This is a genomic window from Haloarcula sp. K1, from assembly GCF_001647155.1.
Taxonomy (GTDB): Archaea; Halobacteriota; Halobacteria; order Halobacteriales; family Haloarculaceae; genus Haloarcula; species Haloarcula hispanica.
Genome location: NZ_LRHL01000004.1, coordinates 152,145 through 170,672, shown reverse-complemented (window position 1 = coordinate 170,672; position 18,528 = coordinate 152,145). Strand labels below are relative to the sequence as shown.

The 18,528-nt window shown below is 64.0% G+C and carries 21 protein-coding genes; 10 read left to right on the top strand and 11 right to left on the bottom strand.

Annotated elements, in window-relative coordinates:
- Positions 1–2: 2 nt before the first annotated feature.
- The 6 genes from AV929_RS02775 to ahaH all read right to left on the bottom strand — a co-directional run bounded on the left by AV929_RS02775 (position 3) and on the right by ahaH (position 5,053).
- Positions 3–326 (bottom strand): V-type ATP synthase subunit F, encoded by a 324-nt coding sequence (locus AV929_RS02775; RefSeq protein ID WP_014039408.1) that lies wholly within the window; start codon positions 324–326, stop codon positions 3–5.
- The gene (locus AV929_RS02770) at positions 323–1,396 is read right to left on the bottom strand and encodes a V-type ATP synthase subunit C (RefSeq protein ID WP_014039407.1); all 1,074 of its coding nucleotides are present in this window, start codon (positions 1,394–1,396) and stop codon (positions 323–325) included. The genes AV929_RS02775 and AV929_RS02770 overlap by 4 nt, the downstream gene beginning before the upstream one ends.
- On the bottom strand, positions 1,393–1,977 hold the full coding sequence (locus AV929_RS02765) for a V-type ATP synthase subunit E (RefSeq protein WP_008311110.1): 585 nt from the start codon (positions 1,975–1,977) through the stop codon (positions 1,393–1,395). The genes AV929_RS02770 and AV929_RS02765 overlap by 4 nt, the downstream gene beginning before the upstream one ends.
- Positions 1,978–1,999: 22 nt before the next feature.
- Positions 2,000–2,263: a F0F1 ATP synthase subunit C gene (locus tag AV929_RS02760; RefSeq protein ID WP_008311113.1), complete on the bottom strand. Its 264-nt coding sequence runs from the start codon at positions 2,261–2,263 to the stop codon at positions 2,000–2,002.
- A 218-nt stretch (positions 2,264–2,481) separates the two neighbouring features.
- A complete protein-coding gene (locus AV929_RS02755) occupies positions 2,482–4,734 on the bottom strand; it encodes a V-type ATP synthase subunit I (protein WP_023843113.1) in 2,253 nt (750 codons plus the stop codon).
- The gene (gene ahaH, locus AV929_RS02750; RefSeq protein ID WP_014039405.1) at positions 4,721–5,053 is read right to left on the bottom strand and encodes an ATP synthase archaeal subunit H; all 333 of its coding nucleotides are present in this window, start codon (positions 5,051–5,053) and stop codon (positions 4,721–4,723) included. The genes AV929_RS02755 and ahaH overlap by 14 nt, the downstream gene beginning before the upstream one ends.
- A gap of 115 nt (positions 5,054–5,168) precedes the next feature.
- Between ahaH and AV929_RS02745 the strand changes: the two genes are divergently transcribed.
- A complete protein-coding gene (locus AV929_RS02745) occupies positions 5,169–5,789 on the top strand; it encodes a methyltransferase domain-containing protein (RefSeq protein WP_008311118.1) in 621 nt (206 codons plus the stop codon).
- Between the two features lie 185 nt (positions 5,790–5,974).
- Here AV929_RS02745 and AV929_RS02740 read toward each other — a convergent pair whose 3' ends face one another.
- Positions 5,975–7,207, bottom strand: a complete 1,233-nt coding sequence (locus AV929_RS02740; RefSeq protein ID WP_064287364.1) for a hypothetical protein — start codon at positions 7,205–7,207, stop codon at positions 5,975–5,977.
- 154 nt (positions 7,208–7,361) lie between these two features.
- On the opposite strand from AV929_RS02740, the gene AV929_RS02735 reads away from it, so the two are divergent.
- From AV929_RS02735 to AV929_RS02705, 7 genes are all read left to right on the top strand, one after another.
- On the top strand, positions 7,362–8,459 hold the full coding sequence (locus AV929_RS02735) for a hypothetical protein (RefSeq protein ID WP_064287363.1): 1,098 nt from the start codon (positions 7,362–7,364) through the stop codon (positions 8,457–8,459).
- Positions 8,460–8,544: 85 nt separating this feature from the next.
- On the top strand, positions 8,545–9,336 hold the full coding sequence (locus tag AV929_RS02730; RefSeq protein WP_008311121.1) for an electron transfer flavoprotein subunit beta/FixA family protein: 792 nt from the start codon (positions 8,545–8,547) through the stop codon (positions 9,334–9,336).
- Positions 9,336–10,286: an electron transfer flavoprotein subunit alpha/FixB family protein gene (locus AV929_RS02725; protein WP_050037487.1), complete on the top strand. Its 951-nt coding sequence runs from the start codon at positions 9,336–9,338 to the stop codon at positions 10,284–10,286. The genes AV929_RS02730 and AV929_RS02725 overlap by 1 nt, the downstream gene beginning before the upstream one ends.
- A 61-nt stretch (positions 10,287–10,347) precedes the next feature.
- Positions 10,348–11,190: a polyprenyl synthetase family protein gene (locus tag AV929_RS02720; protein WP_050007564.1), complete on the top strand. Its 843-nt coding sequence runs from the start codon at positions 10,348–10,350 to the stop codon at positions 11,188–11,190.
- A 51-nt stretch (positions 11,191–11,241) separates the two neighbouring features.
- Positions 11,242–11,805 (top strand): AAA family ATPase, encoded by a 564-nt coding sequence (locus tag AV929_RS02715; protein WP_050037486.1) that lies wholly within the window; start codon positions 11,242–11,244, stop codon positions 11,803–11,805.
- Entirely contained in the window at positions 11,802–12,224 is a 423-nt protein-coding gene (locus tag AV929_RS02710; RefSeq protein WP_014039400.1) for an RNA-binding domain-containing protein, read from the top strand. Before AV929_RS02715 ends, AV929_RS02710 begins: the two co-directional genes overlap by 4 nt.
- Entirely contained in the window at positions 12,221–12,844 is a 624-nt protein-coding gene (locus AV929_RS02705) for an HAD family hydrolase (RefSeq protein WP_064287362.1), read from the top strand. Before AV929_RS02710 ends, AV929_RS02705 begins: the two co-directional genes overlap by 4 nt.
- Before the next feature lie 57 nt (positions 12,845–12,901).
- On the opposite strand, the gene AV929_RS02700 is transcribed toward AV929_RS02705, so the two are convergent.
- The 3 genes from AV929_RS02700 to AV929_RS02690 form a co-directional block, all read right to left on the bottom strand.
- On the bottom strand, positions 12,902–13,246 hold the full coding sequence (locus tag AV929_RS02700; RefSeq protein WP_064287361.1) for a hypothetical protein: 345 nt from the start codon (positions 13,244–13,246) through the stop codon (positions 12,902–12,904).
- 242 nt (positions 13,247–13,488) lie between these two features.
- On the bottom strand, positions 13,489–14,544 hold the full coding sequence (locus AV929_RS02695; RefSeq protein WP_064287360.1) for a molybdopterin-dependent oxidoreductase: 1,056 nt from the start codon (positions 14,542–14,544) through the stop codon (positions 13,489–13,491).
- Between the two features lie 51 nt (positions 14,545–14,595).
- Positions 14,596–15,552, bottom strand: a complete 957-nt coding sequence (locus tag AV929_RS02690) for a lamin tail domain-containing protein (protein ID WP_044952137.1) — start codon at positions 15,550–15,552, stop codon at positions 14,596–14,598.
- Positions 15,553–15,639: 87 nt separating this feature from the next.
- Here AV929_RS02690 and AV929_RS02685 point away from each other — a divergent pair, with 87 nt between their 5' ends.
- The gene (locus AV929_RS02685) at positions 15,640–16,533 is read left to right on the top strand and encodes a CBS domain-containing protein (RefSeq protein ID WP_064287359.1); all 894 of its coding nucleotides are present in this window, start codon (positions 15,640–15,642) and stop codon (positions 16,531–16,533) included.
- Between the two features lie 123 nt (positions 16,534–16,656).
- On the top strand, positions 16,657–17,391 hold the full coding sequence (locus tag AV929_RS02680; RefSeq protein WP_050037484.1) for a GNAT family N-acetyltransferase: 735 nt from the start codon (positions 16,657–16,659) through the stop codon (positions 17,389–17,391).
- Positions 17,392–17,412: 21 nt separating this feature from the next.
- Here AV929_RS02680 and AV929_RS02675 read toward each other — a convergent pair whose 3' ends face one another.
- A complete protein-coding gene (locus AV929_RS02675) occupies positions 17,413–18,459 on the bottom strand; it encodes a hypothetical protein (RefSeq protein WP_064287358.1) in 1,047 nt (348 codons plus the stop codon).
- Positions 18,460–18,528 lie beyond the last annotated feature (69 nt).

Here is an 18,528-nt window from a genome sequence, read left to right as displayed (position 1 = left end):
GGTTAGTCCTCGTCCATCAGGTCGATACCGATGGCTCGCTTGATCTGTTCACGCAGTCCGCCGCTCCCAGTGCCGCCGCCGAGCGTGACCATCACCGGCTCGACACTCGTCTCCGCGTCCTGCCTGACACCGCGTGAGAGATGCGACAGGTCGTCGTCGTGCATCACGACGATACCGACGTCGTCGTCGTCGAGCATCTCCTCGACGGCGTCGTCGAGCTGCTCGTCTTTCTCGTCAGCAGGCACGTCCGCGAACTTGCGGACGCCAGCCAGCCGAAAGCCCGTCGTGAACTCCGGGCTTCCGATGACAGCTATCTCCTGGCTCATAGTATCACCAGCTCCTGTTCAATCTCGTCGGGGCCGAGGCCGGCCTCGCGACCGCGGGCGATGGCCCGGATGTTGTCGACCTCGCGCTCCTTTTTGAGGATGTACGACAACACCGGACAGACCGACAGCGGATAGCGGTTCGAGAGCCGGTCGGCGTATTCGAGCAGCGCCGCGTCCAGCGCCCGCTCGAAGTCGATGAGGTTGTCGGCCTCCTCAAGCGCCGACAGCGCCTGATCGAGGTCGTCGCCGTACTTGCTCTCGCGAACGGCACTGACCAGTTGGTCGAGATTCGTCGACAGCTGTGCGACCTCCTGTGCGTCGAACAGCTGGCCGCCCTCGATGAAGTACTCCGAGGGGTCGAGGTCCGCGCCACTGCGGGCCAGCCGGAGCGCGTTCCGGAGGTTGCGGAAGTCGACTTCCGTCTCCAGGAACTCGACGTACAGCCCGGTCGGGCTGTCGATCTCCGGATTATCCGGCAAGCCGGACAGCAGTGTTTCGTAGAAGGCGCGGTCGAGCGCGTTCTCCAGGGGCACGAGGACGCCGCTTTCCTCGTACACGTCGAACGCCTCGGCCATCGTGTCACCGAAGATAGTGTCGTCGAGCTGCTCGACGACCTCCTCGATAGAACCGGCGTTCAGCAGGTCCTCGATACGCCGGTCGGTGAACTCGCCGGCCCGGATGAGGTCGTCCTCGACCTCGGTCCGCTCCGCGTCCGAGTAGAGCCCGCGAATGACGGTCTTGACGTTCCACACGTCGAATTTCCGCAGGTAACGGGCAATGTAGTCGTACAGCGCGCCCTCAGACCAGCGAAGCAGGTCGTCGAAGTGTTTCGCGAGGTTGCGGTTCAGCGCGTACTCGACGAGGTCGACGCCGTCGTACCGGGAGCCGAGCGCGTTCATTTCGGTCTCGTACTCCGTTTCCTCCATGAAGCGGGCGATTTCGCCCGTCCCCATGCGGACCAGTTTCCGGTAGTCGTCATCGTCGAACAGGGACGCACTTCGGGCACGAACCCGTGCGATGACGTACTCGTAGTTGCTTCCCTGGCCGCTCGTTCCCGTTCGCGAACTCATTGGTCTTCGAACAGGCGGTCGCTGATTGCTTTCAGGTTGTCCTCCCAGACGTCCTCCAGGATGGAATCGAACGTGTTGTTCACACGGACTCGTGACTCGCCGCTCTCGACGACAACGCCGCCGAGGCAGTCCCGCTCACCGGCGTACGTCGCGCCGTCGTAGTCATCGAGTACATCCTCGAGAAGCGACTGGTCCGACGCACGGCCGTACACCGACAGCTCGTCGCTGTCGTCGAATTCATCGACGGCGGCGTCAAGCAGTGCGCGTGTCAGTTCCTCTCGTCGGTCCCCTTCGAGGGCCGCAAGCGCGTCCTCTACGTCGCCGTGAACGTCTTCGAGGATGTCACGCCGGGCGTTGAGTCGAGCCTGTTTGGCCTCGAGCTTCGCGGAGGAGAGTCGCTGCTCTCGCTCCTGCTCGATGGTCCGCTCGACCTCGGCCTCGCGTTCCTCGTGGATCTGCTCGGCGTCGGCCTCGGCGTCGGCGATAATCTCCTCGGCACGTTCGTCGGCCGCGTCGCTAATCTCCTGAGCACGCGCGCGGGCCTCGTCGCGGATGTCCTCTACGACTGTTTGAAGGCTCATTATTGGAAAAGGGAGAGAGTGGTTAACCGAGGATGAAGACGACGACCAGCGCGAGAATGACGAGCGTTTCCGGCAGGACTGTCAGGATGAGCCCACGGCCGAACATGCTCTCGTCTTCTGCGATTGCGCCGACGGCGGCGGCCCCGATCCCACGTTCCGCGTATCCCGAACCGAGCGCAGCCAGCCCGACAGCGAGGGCTGCAGCAGCTTCTCCCGGGATAGCCGGAGCAGCGGCGCCACCTTCTTGCAGTACAGCGTTGACAACGAGTGCGATAGTTTCTATCATGTTGTTGAGATCCTCTCTGAGGTTGCTCGTGTCCGAACAGGCGTATGTGACTCCACGGACTTCATAAAGCTTCCCAAAACACTTCGTCAAGATGCTGTTCCGTGGGTTTAGCCGCGCTCTCAACCACGGTTGTCATCTGGTACCAGCCCCCGAGTACGCGACGGTAGGGCAGTAGCTACCGGAGTACCGACAAATATCGGAAGTAAGGTCGATAGCGGTCAGTCGTCAGTGGTGTAGGTCCGCTCGTAGCCGAACGGGTTGTACCGCTTGCCGCCGCCCTCGAAGAACTTGCCGAAGAACTCCACGTATTCGAGACGCACACCCTGTAGTCCGGCACTGGTGATACCCAGTACGAGGACGAGGAGGTGCCCCAGCACAAGGACGAGCAGTCCACCGACGAGACCAGCGATGCCCGAGTGCATCAGGCCTCCGAACATGACCTCTGTGACTTCGTGGCCGTGGTAGACGCCTTCCTCGAGGTAGTAGCTCGGTGCGTGACTGATACCGAAGTGCCACGCTCCGTCGTCCGTGACGAACACACCGAAGAACAGCAGATTGACCACGAAGGCCATCCCGGCCTTCGCCAGGAGTACTGCTGCCAGTCGCGTGTACGACAGCACGTTCACGAACACATTGAGGAACTCGACGACTTCGATGGGGTCAGCGAGCGCCAGCAACACGAGGCCAGCGAAAAACACCAGCAACCACGCTGATATCGGGAACCCACCGACACTGAACAGGTCGATAGCCGGGAGCCCGGCGAAGCCGAGCGGGAACGGGTTCCCGGCAAAGATGCCTTCCTCAGCGGTGTAGAGGAAGTCCGGTGCCGAGCCCGCTGCGCCGGAGAACACCCAGGCCCAGAGGCCAAACAGCATCAGGAGCCAGGAGCCGCTCTCGGTGACGGCGTCCCAGAGGCCGTGGTTCAGGTTCTCGATGAAGTCGAACGTCCACCCCACAGCGAGGTGGAGCATCCCGGCCAGCAGACTCAGCGTCAGCCACCCGATCGCGTACTCGCCGTACGCCGGCTGCAGTCCCTTGTGGAACGGCGCCCCTTCGAACCCGAGGGCAGGCCACACGACGTTCGAGATTGTGTGCAGGCCGAAGATCTCGCCGTACAGCAGGCCAAACAGCATCGTGAATCCACCGGCCCACATTCCGACACCCCCGAGGCTTTTCAGCACATCGCTGTCAACCGCTGAGTACAGCCCGTAGCCGAGCGCGAGGTACAGCAGTCCATACCCGACGTCACCGATCATGAACCCGAAGAAGGCCGGGAACGTCAGGAAGAAGGCGACCGTCGGGTCGAACTCGCCGTACTTCGGCCGGTTGACGACCTCGACGAGGTCCTCGAACGGCTTGACGCCTTTCGGGTTGTCCTGAATGACTGGCGGCGCGTCGTCACCCATCGTGATGACGCCACCGTCAGCGACGGTTTCCTGCGGTTGGCGCTCGCTCTCCGGTTCGGGAGCATCGACGGAGCTTCCGACGGGTTCGCCGCCGTTGCCGCCTTCCCGCTCGACTTCTTCGTGGGACTCTGCGTGCCCCTCGCTGTCGTACTCGGCGATTTCGATCCTGTCGATGTCGACAGCGTCGCCGACAGTACTCGAAAGGGCCCGCTCGAACTCCTCGTAGCGCTCGTTCGGAATCCAGCCCTCGGCGATGAAGGCGTTTTCCGTCGTTGCGAAGGTGAGCGGCGCTTCGCCCTTCTGGGCCTCGATAGCCAGTTTCTCCTCGGCCGCGAGCAGGAACCCGGCGTGGTCGAGTCGGAGTTCGTTGAGTTCGTCCTCGACGGTCGAGAGCTTCGATTCGAGCTGCTGTTTCTCGTGTTCCAGCTCTTCGAGATACGCCGTCGGGTCGCCGTCGCCGTCGGGGATTTCGAGTCGGGAGAACGTCGCCCCGACGAGCGCGTCCTGCAGGGCGTCTTCGTCGGCCTGTGCGAACACGGCGACGATGCCGTCCTCGGTGAACAGTTCGAACGTCCCGACGTCGCTGTCTGCGAGGACAGCCTCGATCTCGTCGCTGTCGCCCTCGCCGACAACGACGGACAGCGAGTCGTAGCCACGGAGCAGGTCGAGGTCGATGCCGAGCGTGACGAACGGCGCCATCGTGTTGATACGGTCCTCGACGGCCCGGAGTTCGTCACGGACCTCGTCGCGTCGGTCGTCGAGTTCGTTGACCTCGGTTCGGACTGTTTCGAGTTGGTCCTCGATCGCGTCGTCTGTGACGACCCGCGTCGGACCGGCGTCCTCCTCGCTGACACCCAGAATGGACTGCAGCGAGCGAACCGTGACGAGCTTGTCCGAGACCTCGTTGGTTCCGTCGAGCGAGTTCCCGGGTTCGAATCCGTCCCAGGAGCCGTCATACTCGGTGACGTGGAGCATATCGAGGTCGTGGACGGCCTCAATAGTCTGCTCCATCGCGCGTTTCGACCCCGTCACCGAGACGCGGCACATCTTCTCAGGTCTGAGCATGCACCGCCTCCTCGAACAGGTCTGTGACGTATTCGACTACCTCGTCGATCTGTTCACTGGCCTGCTGTTCGAGGTCGTCGCGAGCGCTCTCACCGTCTTCGATGATCTGCTCGCGCTCGGCCTCGATCTCTTCGCGAGCCGCTTCGAGACGGTCTTCGGCGGCCGCCTCGGCCTCTTCCCGCGCGGATTCGCGGATCTCCTCGGCCTCCTCGCGAGCCTCCGAGATGCGGTCTTCGCGGTCTTGTTCGGCCTCTGCGACGATCTCGTCGGCCTCCTGCTCGGCCTCCTGTATCCTGTCAAGAACTTCTGGCCGTGGCATTCTCTAATCATGTGAGCGTTGCCAGAGCGGCTATTTGGTAGTTGCGAAGTTTCCCCGTGTGATAGAGCGGCCAAAATCCGGGGAATTATGACCGCCAAGTCCTAAGCTGGCAGTAATGGGAGTCCTCGAGAACAAGGCCCGCGCGCGGACGTTCTACAAGTATCTCTCGAAGGTGTACGACCAGATCAACCCCTTCATCTGGGACGAGCGGATGCGCGACGAGGCGATTGCGATGCTCGATCTTTCGCCCGACGACAAGGTCCTCGATGTCGGCTGTGGCACCGGCTTCGCCACCGAGGGGCTGCTCGAACACGTCGATACGGTGTACGGGCTCGACCAGAGCCCCCACCAGCTCTCGAAAGCGTTCGAGAAGTTCGGCAAGTTCGGCGACGTGCGCTATCATCTCGGTGACGCCGAGCGACTCCCGTTCAAGGACGACAGTTTCGATGCGGTGTGGTCCTCGGGGTCCATCGAGTACTGGCCCAACCCCGTCGACGCGCTTGCGGAGTGTCGCCGACTGACCAAACCCGGTGGCAAGGTCCTCATCGTCGGCCCCGACTACCCGAACTCGACTGTCTTCCAGAAGATGGCCGACGCCATCATGCTGTTTTACGACGAAGAGGAAGCCGACCGGATGTTCACTGAGGCCGGATTCGAGGAGTTCGAACACCACATCCAGCAGTCCCGACCAGGTAGTCCGCGAGCGATTACGACGATTGCAGAAGTACCCGAGTAAGCCCTTCGGCCACGAGCAAAGCGAGTGGCCGCTTTTTCGCCCACGTTTTTGCGGTGAGCGGTAACCGGAGGTTACCCGAGCCGGAAAAAGGTGGTCCGGCAGTCCCGACCAGGTAGTCCGCGAGCGATTACGACGATTGCAGAAGTACCAGAGTAACAGCGACCATAGAGCCGCTTTCTTCCGTGCTACGCCGATCCACTGACGGGAACCCGTACTCGGTCGCCGTCCTGTGTGGTGACGGTAACCGTGTACTCTCCACGGGGTTCGACAGTCCAGAGAGAGCCGTCTGTACCGGTCGTCCCGATCCGTTTACCGTTTATCCTGACAGTCGCATCCGCCGTGGATCCCGTACTGTTGTCGCTGACCGTGACGAGCAGCGGTCCGGACTCGAAGGACTGCTCGACTCGGACGCGAACTGACTGGTTCACGTTCGTCGCTACTTCCGACCGGTCGACTGTCGTCAGTTCGAGGTGCTGGGTTTCGTAGAAGACGTTCGTCGTACCACCGTCGAGATACGCGGTCAGTTGTCCGTTCGAGTGGTCAGCCTGAATCTGGTAAATCGCACTCCGACCGTACGTCTGGACGGACGGGTACTGCTCGCTGTAGAGCCACGGGTAGAGAGTCTCCGCCCGCGTGTTGACCGCGCGGAGGGAGTCGTTGGTCCGGGCGAACTGGTCGATTGCCGTCTGTTCGCGGTCCTGTCCGAGATACGTCTCACGCGTGTACCGACCGCCTGCGACCGTCGACAGCATGTACCCCTCGGACGAAACCTCGACGTATACCGTGTTCGGCTCGGTATTACCGGCGGTTTCAGCGCTGATACGCTGACTAATCGGGCCACGGGACGTCTTGAGCACGCCCCTGTTGTTTTCCAGCCGGAAGCGCTGGTTCGGTGACAGTGAGTAGTCCGGTGCGGTACCAGCGGTCGCCCGAATCCGGTCGAGTCGGGTGGCCAGTTGACGTGACTCTGCGTCGAGCAGCGCCCGCTGTCGCAGGAACTCCCTAGCGGTTATCGCACCGTTTGCGTACTGCTGGATCGCGATCTGATTCCGTTGTTCCAGACTCGTTCGCTTGCTTTCGATATTGGTCAATGTCTCGTCGACGAGGCGGTCGCGGGCGGCCTCGCTGTCCTGCTGGAAGAACTTCCGTTCGAACGTCGTCGTCGCGTAGTCGCTCCGCAGGTCACTGGATCCAGCTGCAACCGCGACGCCGACATCGATCGACGATTGGTTGTACGTCGTCGACCTGACGTCGCTGGCCGGGATAGTGAGATGGTTCGTCGTGTTGTCGACAACCGTGATCTGTGGCAACTGATCGCTGCCGTCAGCGGTCTGGGCCGGCGAGGCGAACCCAGTCACTGGGGCAGCCACGGAGACGACCATGAGGAGGATCACACCGACTGCGGGGAGGGGACGCATCAGCATCGAATACTCGCCCACCGTACAAAAATCTCCCCATTCTCCATGTATCAATAATGACCTGAGAAGCCACGAGACCTTTCAAAGCGTCCGCTGACGTTTTATTCTCGGATGGAAAGGGTTTTGCCCCCAGAACGTTCATCGGTGAACGAGAATGACCCCGCGGGTATCAGGTGCCCTCCTCCTCCTTGTCCTGTTTGCCCTGTTGGCGACCCCGCCGCTTGCGACAGCGGCGGCAACAGATACCGTCCCCGCCCAGCAGACGACCGGGACGCCGACACCGGTCGCGGAGAACACGACGTTCGCTCTCCAGATCCAATCGAACGGCGATGCCAAGTGGACGATAACAGACACCTACGCGCTCGACGAATCCGAAACTGAGTGGTTTAGGAACACCGGTGAGCAGTTCGCCAGCGAGGACACCGAGGCAGTGTGGCTGCCGTCGTTCCGGGAAGCGAGCGACGAGGCCAGTGCCGTCACCGGCCGCGAGATGGAGATTACCGACGTCGACCGTCGGTACGAGGTGTCAGACCGCAAGGGGCAACTGATCCTCGAGTTTACGTGGACGAACTTCGCAGTCGTCACCGGCGAGAACATCGTCGTCGGGGACGCGTTCAATTCAACGGACGGTACGTGGTTCGGGACGCTAACTGCGGACCAGCGACTCGTTATCTCGCCACCGCCTGAGTACGGGGTGGAGAGCGCCCCGAGCGCCGTCGACGACGGAAAGCTGGTTTTCGAAGGACGGCGGACGTTCGAGCCGGGGTACCTGTCCGTCGTGTACACTGGCGAACAACCGGATACCCAGACGCCGGCAGAAACCCCTGGATCGATGTTCGGCGGCATCGACTCGACCTGGATCGGCGGGGTCGTGCTGATGGTGCTGCTCGTCGGGGCCGTCGGTTACATGTTCAAGACCGGATACACTGACGCGCTGCCATCGGTTGCTGCCGGGACCGACGACGACGGAGACGACAGTACCGGGACGGCAGCCCCGGTGAGCGACACCACAGCCTCGGACGACGTCGACGTCGAACTGCTGAGCGACGAGGAACGCGTCGAACGGCTCCTGGAAGAAAACGGCGGACGGATGAAGCAGGCTCGCATCGTCTCCGAGACCGGGTGGTCGAACGCGAAGGTGTCGCAGTTGCTCTCAGCGATGGACGAGGAGGGCCGCATCGACAAACTCCGTATCGGTCGGGAGAACCTCATTTCGTTCCCGGACGAAGAGATCACCGACTTCGACGAGTAACTGTCCGGACTATTTGACTGTAAACGAGCCGGGCGTGGTTTCTGGTTCGAAAACGTTTATTCGCTGTCCGGTCGGACGTCTCAGCATGAAAATCCTTGTCACGGTGAAGGAGGTGGCAGCCGTCGACGACGAGTTCGAGATCGACGGACTCGCTATCGACGACCGGTACGTCACAGCCGACCTCAACGAGTGGGACGAGTACGCTGTCGAAGCGGCCGTCCAGATAAAGGAGGCCCACGACGACGTCGAGGTCGTCACCGCCACTATCGGCCCGTCCGAGACGGACGAAACGATCCGGCAAGCGCTGGCGAAAGGGGCCGACCGAGCGATCCGTGTCTGGGACGACGCACTCGATGACGCCGGCCTGCTGGACCCCGAAACGAAGGCCCAAGTGCTGGCCGCCGTCGCTGCCGAGGAAGACCCCGATCTGGTGCTGACCGGTGTCCAGTCCGCCGACGACGGGTTCGGGGCGACCGGCGTCACGCTGGCCGACAAACTCGACATGGAGTGGGGCGCTGTCGTCAACGACCTCGACCTCGATCTGGAGGCAGGTGTCGCGAGCGTCCACCGGGAACTGGAAGGCGGCGTCGAGGAACTCACCGACATCGAGATTCCGGCCGTCCTGACGATACAGACCGGGATCAACGACCCACGCTACGCGAGCCTTCGGGGCATCCGGCAGGCCCAGAGCAAGGAGCTCGCGGAGTACAGCCTGGCGGATATCGGCCTCGACGCGGCCGGGATCGAGAGCCCGCTGGAACAGACCTCGCTATACGAGCCCGAAACCGAGGGCGAGGCGACGGTGTTCGAGGGGAGTCCCGAAGAGACGGCGACCGAGTTGGCTGAACTGCTCGCGGAGAAGGGGGTGACCAGCTAATGTCGGTCCTCGCTATCGCCGAACACCGGCGTGGGGAGCTCCGACCGGTGAGCTTAGAACAGTTAGCAGCCGGTCGCGATCTCGCCGACGAACTCGGCGGCGAGCTACACACCGCCGTCATCGGCGGTGACGTCGAGGCGTTCGGGGCAGAGCTGAACCGCGAGGGCGTCGACACCGTCCACACCGTCGATATCGGCGAGGAGTTCAACCACGACGTGTACACGCAGGTCGTCACCCAGCTGGCCACGGAGCTTGACCCGACCGTTCTCCTGATGCCCAACAGCGTCAACGGCCTCGATTACGCGCCGGCAGTCGCCAACCGGCTGGACCGGCCGCTCGTGACCGACGTAGTCGACATCGACGCCGAGGACGGCCTCACTGCAACCAGAGAACTGTACGGCTCGAAAGCCGAAACGACAATCGACGTCCACGCCGACCAGGCGGCCGTGACCATCCGTCCGGCTGAGTGGCCGACCATCGAAGCGGACGGGGATGCTGCCATCGAGGCGTTCGACGCGACCATCGACGAGAGTGCCATCAGGTCGACCGTGAAAGGCTTCGAGGAGGTCGGCGGTGGCGATATCGACATCACGGACGCGGACGTGCTGGTGTCCGTCGGCCGCGGTATCGAGGAAGAGGAGAATCTGGATATCATCCACGACCTCGCTGAGGCGCTGGACGCGACGGTGTCGGGTTCGCGGCCGCTCATCGATAACGGCTGGCTGGCGAAGGACCGCCAGGTCGGCCAGAGCGGGAAGGTCGTCACACCAGACGTGTACATCGCTATCGGCATCTCCGGAGCCGTCCAGCACGTCGCCGGGATGAAGGGCTCGGACACGATTGTCGCCATCAACACCGACCCGAACGCACCGATCTTCGATATCGCCGACTACGGCATTCAGGACGACTTATTCGAGGTCGTCCCGGCACTTATCGAGCAGTTCCAGTAGCCACGATACACTGAATCGCGGGTGACAAGGTACTTTTTATGGTAGTCCTAAGGGAGCGGTAATGGAGTATCTCGAGCGCCGGCGGGACCGGGTCGAGGAGCGGTTGGAGGCTGTCCTCGACAGCGTGGAGCCGGACGAACTCGCAGACGAAGTGCGTCGTGTGGCGCTTTCCGGGGGGAAGCGGGTGCGGCCGACGGTGACAGTGCTGGTGTGTGAGGCGCTGGGCGGGGAGCCGGCCGATGCTGTCGATTTCGCGGTCGGCATCGAGCTCGTCCACAACGCCTCGCTGGTCATCGACGACATCATCGACGAGTCAGAACTCCGGCGGGGGTCCCCGGCTGCCTGGGAAGCCTTCGGCCACGGCCCGGCCATCATCGCCTCCGATGGCCTGCTCGGCGAAGCGTTCAATCTATTCTCGACGGACGAGCGCGCCATGCAGACCGTCTCCGAGTCGATGGTCGAACTGGGCGAGGGCGAGGCGATGGAACTGGTTGCGGAGCCCTCCAACGAGAAGGAGTACATGGAACTGGCCCGCCGAAAGACCGGGGCGCTGTTCCGCGCTGCGGCGGAACTTGGAGCTATCGCCGCCGACTCGGACCCGTACACGGTTGAGGCGGTCGGTCAGTACGCTGAACGGGTTGGCGTAGCCTTCCAGATGCGCGACGACGTACTCGATGCGACGGCCGACGCCGAAACGCTGGGCAAGCCGGCCGGGACCGACGCGGAGATGGAGCGGCCGTCGCTGGTGGAAGTGACGGAACTGACGACCGAGGAGGCAAACGAGCGAGCGCGGGCCGAGTCCGACGCCGCGCTGGAGTCGCTGTCGACCATCGACGCCCCGGAGTCCCAGTCGATGGAGTACCTGCGCGACCTCGCGGAGTTCGTCGTTGTCCGCGAGCGGTGAGGACCGATCCGAACGGGAGGGCTTTTGCCCGCTGCTCGATTACGCCCGGCAATGACAGTTATCGGTATCGTCGGGCTGCCGGGCAGCGGGAAAAGCGAGGCAGCGAACGTCGCCGCCGAGATGGGCGTGCCGGTCGTGACGATGGGCGACGTCATCCGCGAGGAGTGCCGCGACCGCGGGCTTGACCCCGCGACAGACCACGGGACGGTCGCGAAGGCGCTCCGAGAGGAGAACGGCCCCGCCGCTATCGCCGAGCGCTCGCTACCGATGATCGAGGCAGAACTCGAATCGAACGACACCGTCCTCGTCGACGGTATCCGGTCGGACGTAGAGGTCGAAGCGTTCGAATCGGCGTTCGGCGACACGTTCCTACTCGTCGAGGTAGACGCTCCGTTCGAACTGCGGGCCGACCGCCTCGACCTCCGTGGACGGGACACCTCGGCGGAGGACGGCGGCGAATCGCTCGAGGACCGCGACGCTCGCGAACTCGGCTTCGGAATGGGCGAGGCCATGGAGATGGCCGACCTGACCATCGAAAACACGGAGACGCTGGCCGCGTTCCAGCGGACTGTTCGTACACTGATTCGGGACGGTCCGGAGGCACTCGACCAATGAGCGCCGTCTACTCCGTCGACATCCGAATCGAAGTCCCCGTCAACGACACTGAAGTGACCGACCGGGTCGCTGACGCGGTCCGGAATCTCTTCCCTGAGGCTGACCCGACTCACCAGCAGGGTGCACTCGTCGCCGAAGTCCACACGATGGACGGGTTTTCCGAGCTGCTCCACCGGCGGGAAATCCTGGATACAGCCCGGTCGGTCTTCTTCGATAATCTAGAGGGCGACACCTTCGCGTTCGACGTGAAGAAGCAAGCGGCGTTCGAAGGCCGAATCAACTTCGCGGTCGGTGACCCCTCTGAACTGGGCGACATCCATGTGAACGTGACCGTCCACGAACCGACGGCCGAGGAGTACATCGACTACGTCGCGCCGCCGACCGAGGACGGCCAGCCGGTCTACGACGAGGAGACATGACGACGACCATCTGTTTCGACCTCGACGACACGGTCGTCCACTACCCGGAGCCGTACAAGAACATCATCCGCCGGACGTTCGAGGCCCACGGTATCGAGTACACGGACGAGCTACGGGCCGTTAGCAAGGACGTGTTTTACACGGCCTTTGAGGCGCTGGAGCCGGAGCCGTACCGGCAGTCGATGGCCGCCGTCGTCGAAGCGGCCGGGGCAGACGTGGACCTCGACGCGCTGGTCGAGACGCTCAGGGAGACCGAGTTCGCGTCGACAACTGTCCCCGACACAGCCCGGGACAGCCTGACCGCACTCGCTGCCGACAATCAGCTCGCGATTGTCACCAACGGCATCCGGGAGCGCCAGCTCGGCAAGCTCGACCACCACGGGCTGACCGACCTGTTCGACCGCTTCGTCGCCTCCTACGAGGTTGGCGCACACAAGCCGGACAGCGCACCGTTCGACCGGGTCCGAGAGGAACTGCCGGCCGACGAGTACGTGATGGTCGGCAACGAGTACGAAACCGACGTGGAAGGGGCCCGCAACGCCGGCTTCGTGCCGATTCACTACGAGTCGGGCGACGACGGCGGGCCGGACCTCTGGGATTCTATCGACGCGCTGGTGTAGCACATACAACTGCCGGCACAGAACGCCGTGGGTATCAGAGGCGGTCAGCCGGCGGTTTCAGGCCAGAAGGGCGGTGAGGATGATGCCGGTGTTCCACGCCGTCACCGCGACGCCCAGCAGCGCCAGTCCGAGCGGGACACCGATGGAGTACGGCCAGGAGACGTACTTCCAGATGGCGAAAAAGCCCACGAACACGGCGGCTTTCAGGCCAGTCAGCACCAGCAGTGCGTGCTGTTCCAGCAGTAGCTTGACGACCGGACTGAGCTCTGTCACGCCGGTAATGCTGTAGCCGACGAGCGTCGTGACGAGGTCGCCGACGCCGAAGAAGGCGACGGCAACCACCCACAGGGCGACGGCGGTGTTCGACGGGCCGGTGAGTCGGGCGGGCTGCCGCCAGTTCATAGCCCCCGCTACTGCTCCACAGCACTTCGTTAGTGGTAGCTTCAATGACAACTACAGTGGTAAGCTGCTCTTTCGACCGCTGGGCCTGTCGTACTGTGCTGAGCGCCGAGTCAGCGTAGAGAGACAGTGCGTCGGGGTGTTCCCGTCCGAAGTGAGCAGATACTGCGGGTAATCTCCTCTTTCCAAACGGGATTTCCTGAAGGAACAGCGACCGCGCTACCGCTGGGAGCACATGGACAAATTCAGAGCCCGCTCACGAATATCGCGAGCCACTCACCGAGTTCGCGGCGCTTGCTGACCCGGACCGACTCGACCCACTTCACCCACTGGAAGCCACGGCGGCCCGGTGCGACGAGTCGGAGCGGGTAGCCGTGCCCGTGGGCCAGGCGCTCGCCGTCGACGTGGGTGGCCAGCACGGCATCGCGGGCCTCCGACAGCGGGAGGCTCCACCGGTAGCCGGTCACCGAGCGGAACTGGACCCACGCCGCCGCGTCGTCGGGGTCAACGGCGTCGAGCAGGTCACCGACCCGAACGCCCTGCCACTCGTGGCCGGAGTACCAGCCGCTCGTACAGTCAAGTATCGCCGATTCGGTCGCGTCCGGCGAGAGTTCGTCGGCGGCGTAGCTGGTCTCCTGAGCGACTCGGCCGGCAACCGACAGCGACCAGTCGGCCGCGTCGACCGGGTCCGGGTCGTCGGCGACCCAACTGGTGACGGGGTACCGGTTGCCGTCGTCAGTCCCTTCCTCCCGCGAACCGGTGTACCGGCGGTCCGCGCCGGCCGAGTCGAGCGCGTCGTTGACTGGCCCCTGAACTCGCCAGAGGAGCGCGCCGGCAGTCACCAGCCCGGCGTACCGGAGGACGTCCCGGCGGCCGCCACGGGTGGCCTGTCTTGGAGAGTAGAACCGAGCACGGAGATGCACCAGTAGCAGTGGCGGGACCAGCAGGCCGAGCGCGACGTGCAGGTGAAACAGCCCCCACGGCCCGAGGTCGAGCGTGCCGCCGAATATCCACCAGACGCCGGTGCCGAGCGCGCCCAGCGCGACTGCCGCCAGGACGACCGAGAGGACGCGAGTCCCGGTCAGCCGCGACGGAGCGACGCGGTGGGAAACGCGGTGGAGCTTCACCGGCAGGAGGAGGATCAGCACGACGCCGGAGAGTGCGTGGATGTCGATTATCCACGCGCTGCTGGGGATGCCTGCGAAGATGGTGGCGACACCGGAGACAAGCAGCGTCGCCACTGCCGCGAACAGCCCCCAGTCGACCGCCCGTGGCGTGGGCGTCAGCCGGCGGATGGCCATGACAGCGGTTAGCACTGGAGCGGCTTATACTGCTGTGGCAGCGTGGCGGCGTCAGTACGACTGCCGCAGGACCGTCTCGCCGCTGGCGTTCCGGACGACGACAGTGTCGCCGTCGTTGTTCCAGACCGCCCCGTTCCGGCCCCAGTACCGTTCCGTGTCAGTGTCGGTTCCGCTTCCGGTGTAGAGGGTCACCGACGCGTTCGGGTCGAGGGTCAGGTCCGTGAACGCGTACTGGTGGCCGGCTTCGTCGCTGACTGTCCACCCGGAAAGGTCGAGAGCCGCGTCACCGGTGTTCGTGAGCGTGACGTACTCGTCGTTCAGGTTCTCGTTGTCGTTGCCCGTCGCATCGGGATGGATTTCCGCGATTTCGACGCCGCTGGCACTCTCGGTCCCGCCGTCGGCGATAGCCGTGTGGGTCACTGCGTCCGGGTCCGTACAGCGCCAGAGCCCGCGCCGGTCGGAGCGGGCAGCGTCCTCGGCCACGTAGAATCGGTCGGTGCGGGAGAATTCACTGTCGTATACCCTCGCATGACCAGTCTCGACGAGTCGGTAGTTGAACAGCGTCCCGTCGAGGACGACGTAGGCCAGCAGTCGGTCGTAGTAGCCGCGGCGGTCCAGATTCTGGTCGAACGCGAGCCCGACTGTCTCGCCCAGCAGTTGTTGCTTGGCGAGCGACGACGCGTTTGTGCCGGCCCTGCGGAGGCAGGACGCACCGGCGTCGGTCTCGGGGACGCCCTCGAACTCCGCGGGGTCGTTCTCTGTGTGGACTTCGGGCGTGTCGACACCGACCAGTCGGACCGTGTCACCAGTCCCGTTCTCGTAGGCGACCTGTATCGTATCGCCGTCGACGACAGCCGTGACGGTCACGGTGACAGCGGGCTCCGGAACGTCGACTGCTGACTGGCTGTCAACGGCGGTCCCCGCGGGCTGAGACGGAGAAGTAGTGAAGCCGCTGCAGCCGGCAGCGACCACGAGGACGACGACGAGACCGAACGCGAGCCGACGCATTGTCGAGATGTCGGTGGCCGGCGACACAAGGGTGCCGGTGTCGTCGGGCGGACTGTTATACGTCTGCCATGTCTGGGTTCCGGTAGGATGCTCGTCCCGCTACCAGTCAGAGAGATCATGCGGACGCCGGTCAAAACGATCAGCCCCGACGCTCCGGTCATCGAGGCGGCTCAACGCCTCCGCGACGAGGATATCGGCTCGCTCGTCGTCGAGGACGACGGCGGCTGCGTCGGCATCATCACGGAGAGCGATATCGTCGCCGTCACCGCAGCCGAGGGGGATACCAGAGCGCTATCGGTCGGTGACGTAATGACCGAGACGCTGTTGACGGTCACGCCCGACGCGGACATCGAAACGGCCGTGGATCGGCTGCGGACGAACAACATCAAGAAACTGCCCGTCGTCGAGGACGGGTCTCTCGTCGGCATCGTCACGACGACCGACCTCTCGGACTATATCCCGCACCTCTCGCGGGCAAGGGGAGCGTTCGACGACCAGACCCAGCGAAAGCGGTTCACCCGGCCGGACACGCTGTACGAGAACGAGGACTGGACGTTCGAGAGCTACGGGACCGCCGACGGTATCGACGTGGGTGACCACGTCCAGTTCAGCAAGACGATATCCAAGGCCGATGTGGAGGCCTTCGCCGAGGCGAGCGGCGACACGAACAGACTCCACCTCGACGCGGCGTTCGCCGAGGAAACGCGCTTCGGCCGCCGGATCGCCCACGGAACGCTCGTTTCCGGAATTATCAGTGCAGCCCTGGCACGACTCCCCGGGCTGACAATCTACCTCTCCCAGGAACTGAGCTATCAGGGGCCCGTCGACATCGACGAGGAAGTCACGGCCCACTGCGAAGTCGTCGAGCGCATCAAGGACAACCGGTTCCGCCTGGCCACGGCCGTTGACGATTCAGAGGGGAACTGCGTCATCGAGGGTGACGCCGTCGTCATCTCCGACCCGATTCCGGACACAGCCTGAGCCGACAATCGGGCGCATCCTGTCACGTTCGAACGGGGCTGCTCGGACAGAACTCCCACCGCGTTTCATGTTTTGTGCTACCAAATAACAATTGTTAATAATCTGCTAGTAGATGTGTCTGTTATGGACGCTGTCGAACGGCCGACTTTCGAGACCAGCGCGGCGATGGAGGTGTATCAGCACGTCGAGCGACACGGGACGGCGGCACGGCACAGAGTCCGTGAGATGGTTGACCTCTCGCCGGAGGCGTTCGAGGAGGCACTGACACACCTCCTGTCGAAGGGGTACATCGAGGACGACGGCGGGACCCTGACGCTGGCGCTCGATGTCGGCTCGGTCGAGCAACACACCACGAACGGGCTGACGTACACGATTCGGCCGGCCCACAACGACGATTTCGAGGGACTCGTCCAGACCATTCGGAACGTGTCCAGCGACGGCACGTACGTCGTCGCCGAGAGCGTCGCCGAGCAGTTGCTGTACGAGGACGCCGTCACGCGACACAACACGGTCGAATCGCGGGTGTTCTTCGTCGCCACAGTCGACGGGGAGGTCGTCGGCTGGTGTCACCTCGATATCCCGCAACTGGACAAGCTCCGCGAGACGGCCCAGCTCACCGTCGGCGTCAGGGAAGAGCAGCGTGGCCAGGGCATCGGCAGCCAGCTCATGCAACGCGGGCTGGACTGGGCGAAGGCCAACGGCTACCGGAAGCTGTACAACAGCGTGCCGGCGATCACGGAGAACGCGATGGTGTTCCTCGAAGACCACGGCTGGAACACCGAGGGTATCCGCCGGAACCACTACAGCATCGACGGCGAGCAGGTCGACGAGGTGATGATGGCCTACACGTTCGACTGACGGCGGACCACCGGTTTCTCACTACAGCAGGACGGCCAGCGCCAGCGCGATCCAGACGATTTTCAGCCCCGTGTTGACGACGATGACTTTCGAGCCGAACTCCCGGCCCCAGATGCCGAACTGGAAGGGAATCGAGCGCTTGAACGTCGAGACGGCAAAGGAGATGATGCCGCCGACGAGCATCGTCGCCACGGCGGTCCGGGCAGTGAAGGTTCCGTTCCGGATGAGCGGCGCGATGACCGTCGCCCCCGAGGTCGTATCGAGGGCGTAGGCGGCGATGACTGGGATGGCCGCGCCGGGCAAGCCGAGCAGCCCAGCGAACCCGTCGGCAGCGGCGGTGACGGAGGCCCCGTCGCTGCCAGCCAGCGCCAGTAGTTCGTCGCCGTAGGCGACGAGCAGTGAGACGACAGCGTAGATGGCCGCCAGCCGCGGCAGGATATCGCGGACCTTCTCGGCTGTCGCGTCGAACGCCGTCCTGACGGCCGCCCGGCGGCTCTCCGGACGCTCGTCGAACACGTCGCCCGCGTCGTCGGCCGTCCCGCCGTCGGGGGCTGGGCCGGCACCGGCGGCCGACCGGCCGACGTTGGACGCGTCCAGCAGGACCGCGCCGGCGGCGATGCCGGTCAGCGTAATCGCCAGCGCGATGAGCCCCCGCGTGGCGACGTACAGCACCCCGACCCGAAAGCCAAGAATCGGGATGAGTATCGGGGCGTAGAACGTGATGATGTGCTGGGCGAAGCCGAAGAACGTGTTGATGGTGACGGCGATTATCGTCGCACGGTCGGACAGCACGCCCGACTCGCGGAAGTCGGCGAGCATCCCGTAGCCGGCGGTCGTCGACGCCGTCGTCGTCAGGATAGCGGTGCCGACCTCGTCCGGGAGGTTCGCCGGCGACGTGAGATAGCGCGAGACGACGGCGATTTTCTCGACCAAGCCGAACGCGACCGCCAGTTCCGCGAGGAACACGCCAAAGGAGAGGAAGAGCGTGATGCGGAGGACCCTGATAGCGACCTCTCCGAGGACACCGACGACCGGATGGCCAAGTACCGCGGCGACGAGCGACTGCACGCCCGAAAGTAGGAGTCTGGCCGGCAAATGCCCATCGGTAGCGACAGAATCGCGTCGAGCGAGCAATCG

What these genes read in the sequence shown, in the direction of transcription:
- AV929_RS02730 (WP_008311121.1), top strand. Translation starts at nt 8,545, where the DNA reads ATGAAAATCCTTGTCACGGTGAAGGAGGTGGCAGCCGTCGACGACGAG.
- AV929_RS02700 (WP_064287361.1), bottom strand. Translation starts at nt 13,246, where the DNA reads ATGAACTGGCGGCAGCCCGCCCGACTCACCGGCCCGTCGAACACCGCC.
- AV929_RS02685 (WP_064287359.1), top strand. Translation starts at nt 15,640, where the DNA reads ATGCTCGTCCCGCTACCAGTCAGAGAGATCATGCGGACGCCGGTCAAA.
- AV929_RS02715 (WP_050037486.1), top strand. Translation starts at nt 11,242, where the DNA reads ATGACAGTTATCGGTATCGTCGGGCTGCCGGGCAGCGGGAAAAGCGAG.
- AV929_RS02690 (WP_044952137.1), bottom strand. Translation starts at nt 15,552, where the DNA reads ATGCGTCGGCTCGCGTTCGGTCTCGTCGTCGTCCTCGTGGTCGCTGCC.
- AV929_RS02680 (WP_050037484.1), top strand. Translation starts at nt 16,657, where the DNA reads ATGGACGCTGTCGAACGGCCGACTTTCGAGACCAGCGCGGCGATGGAG.
- AV929_RS02725 (WP_050037487.1), top strand. Translation starts at nt 9,336, where the DNA reads ATGTCGGTCCTCGCTATCGCCGAACACCGGCGTGGGGAGCTCCGACCG.
- AV929_RS02735 (WP_064287363.1), top strand. Translation starts at nt 7,362, where the DNA reads ATGACCCCGCGGGTATCAGGTGCCCTCCTCCTCCTTGTCCTGTTTGCC.
- AV929_RS02755 (WP_023843113.1), bottom strand. Translation starts at nt 4,734, where the DNA reads ATGCTCAGACCTGAGAAGATGTGCCGCGTCTCGGTGACGGGGTCGAAA.
- AV929_RS02770 (WP_014039407.1), bottom strand. Translation starts at nt 1,396, where the DNA reads ATGAGTTCGCGAACGGGAACGAGCGGCCAGGGAAGCAACTACGAGTAC.
- AV929_RS02745 (WP_008311118.1), top strand. Translation starts at nt 5,169, where the DNA reads ATGGGAGTCCTCGAGAACAAGGCCCGCGCGCGGACGTTCTACAAGTAT.
- AV929_RS02760 (WP_008311113.1), bottom strand. Translation starts at nt 2,263, where the DNA reads ATGATAGAAACTATCGCACTCGTTGTCAACGCTGTACTGCAAGAAGGT.
- AV929_RS02720 (WP_050007564.1), top strand. Translation starts at nt 10,348, where the DNA reads ATGGAGTATCTCGAGCGCCGGCGGGACCGGGTCGAGGAGCGGTTGGAG.
- AV929_RS02765 (WP_008311110.1), bottom strand. Translation starts at nt 1,977, where the DNA reads ATGAGCCTTCAAACAGTCGTAGAGGACATCCGCGACGAGGCCCGCGCG.
- ahaH (WP_014039405.1), bottom strand. Translation starts at nt 5,053, where the DNA reads ATGCCACGGCCAGAAGTTCTTGACAGGATACAGGAGGCCGAGCAGGAG.
- AV929_RS02740 (WP_064287364.1), bottom strand. Translation starts at nt 7,207, where the DNA reads ATGCGTCCCCTCCCCGCAGTCGGTGTGATCCTCCTCATGGTCGTCTCC.
- AV929_RS02775 (WP_014039408.1), bottom strand. Translation starts at nt 326, where the DNA reads ATGAGCCAGGAGATAGCTGTCATCGGAAGCCCGGAGTTCACGACGGGC.
- AV929_RS02710 (WP_014039400.1), top strand. Translation starts at nt 11,802, where the DNA reads ATGAGCGCCGTCTACTCCGTCGACATCCGAATCGAAGTCCCCGTCAAC.
- AV929_RS02695 (WP_064287360.1), bottom strand. Translation starts at nt 14,544, where the DNA reads ATGGCCATCCGCCGGCTGACGCCCACGCCACGGGCGGTCGACTGGGGG.
- AV929_RS02705 (WP_064287362.1), top strand. Translation starts at nt 12,221, where the DNA reads ATGACGACGACCATCTGTTTCGACCTCGACGACACGGTCGTCCACTAC.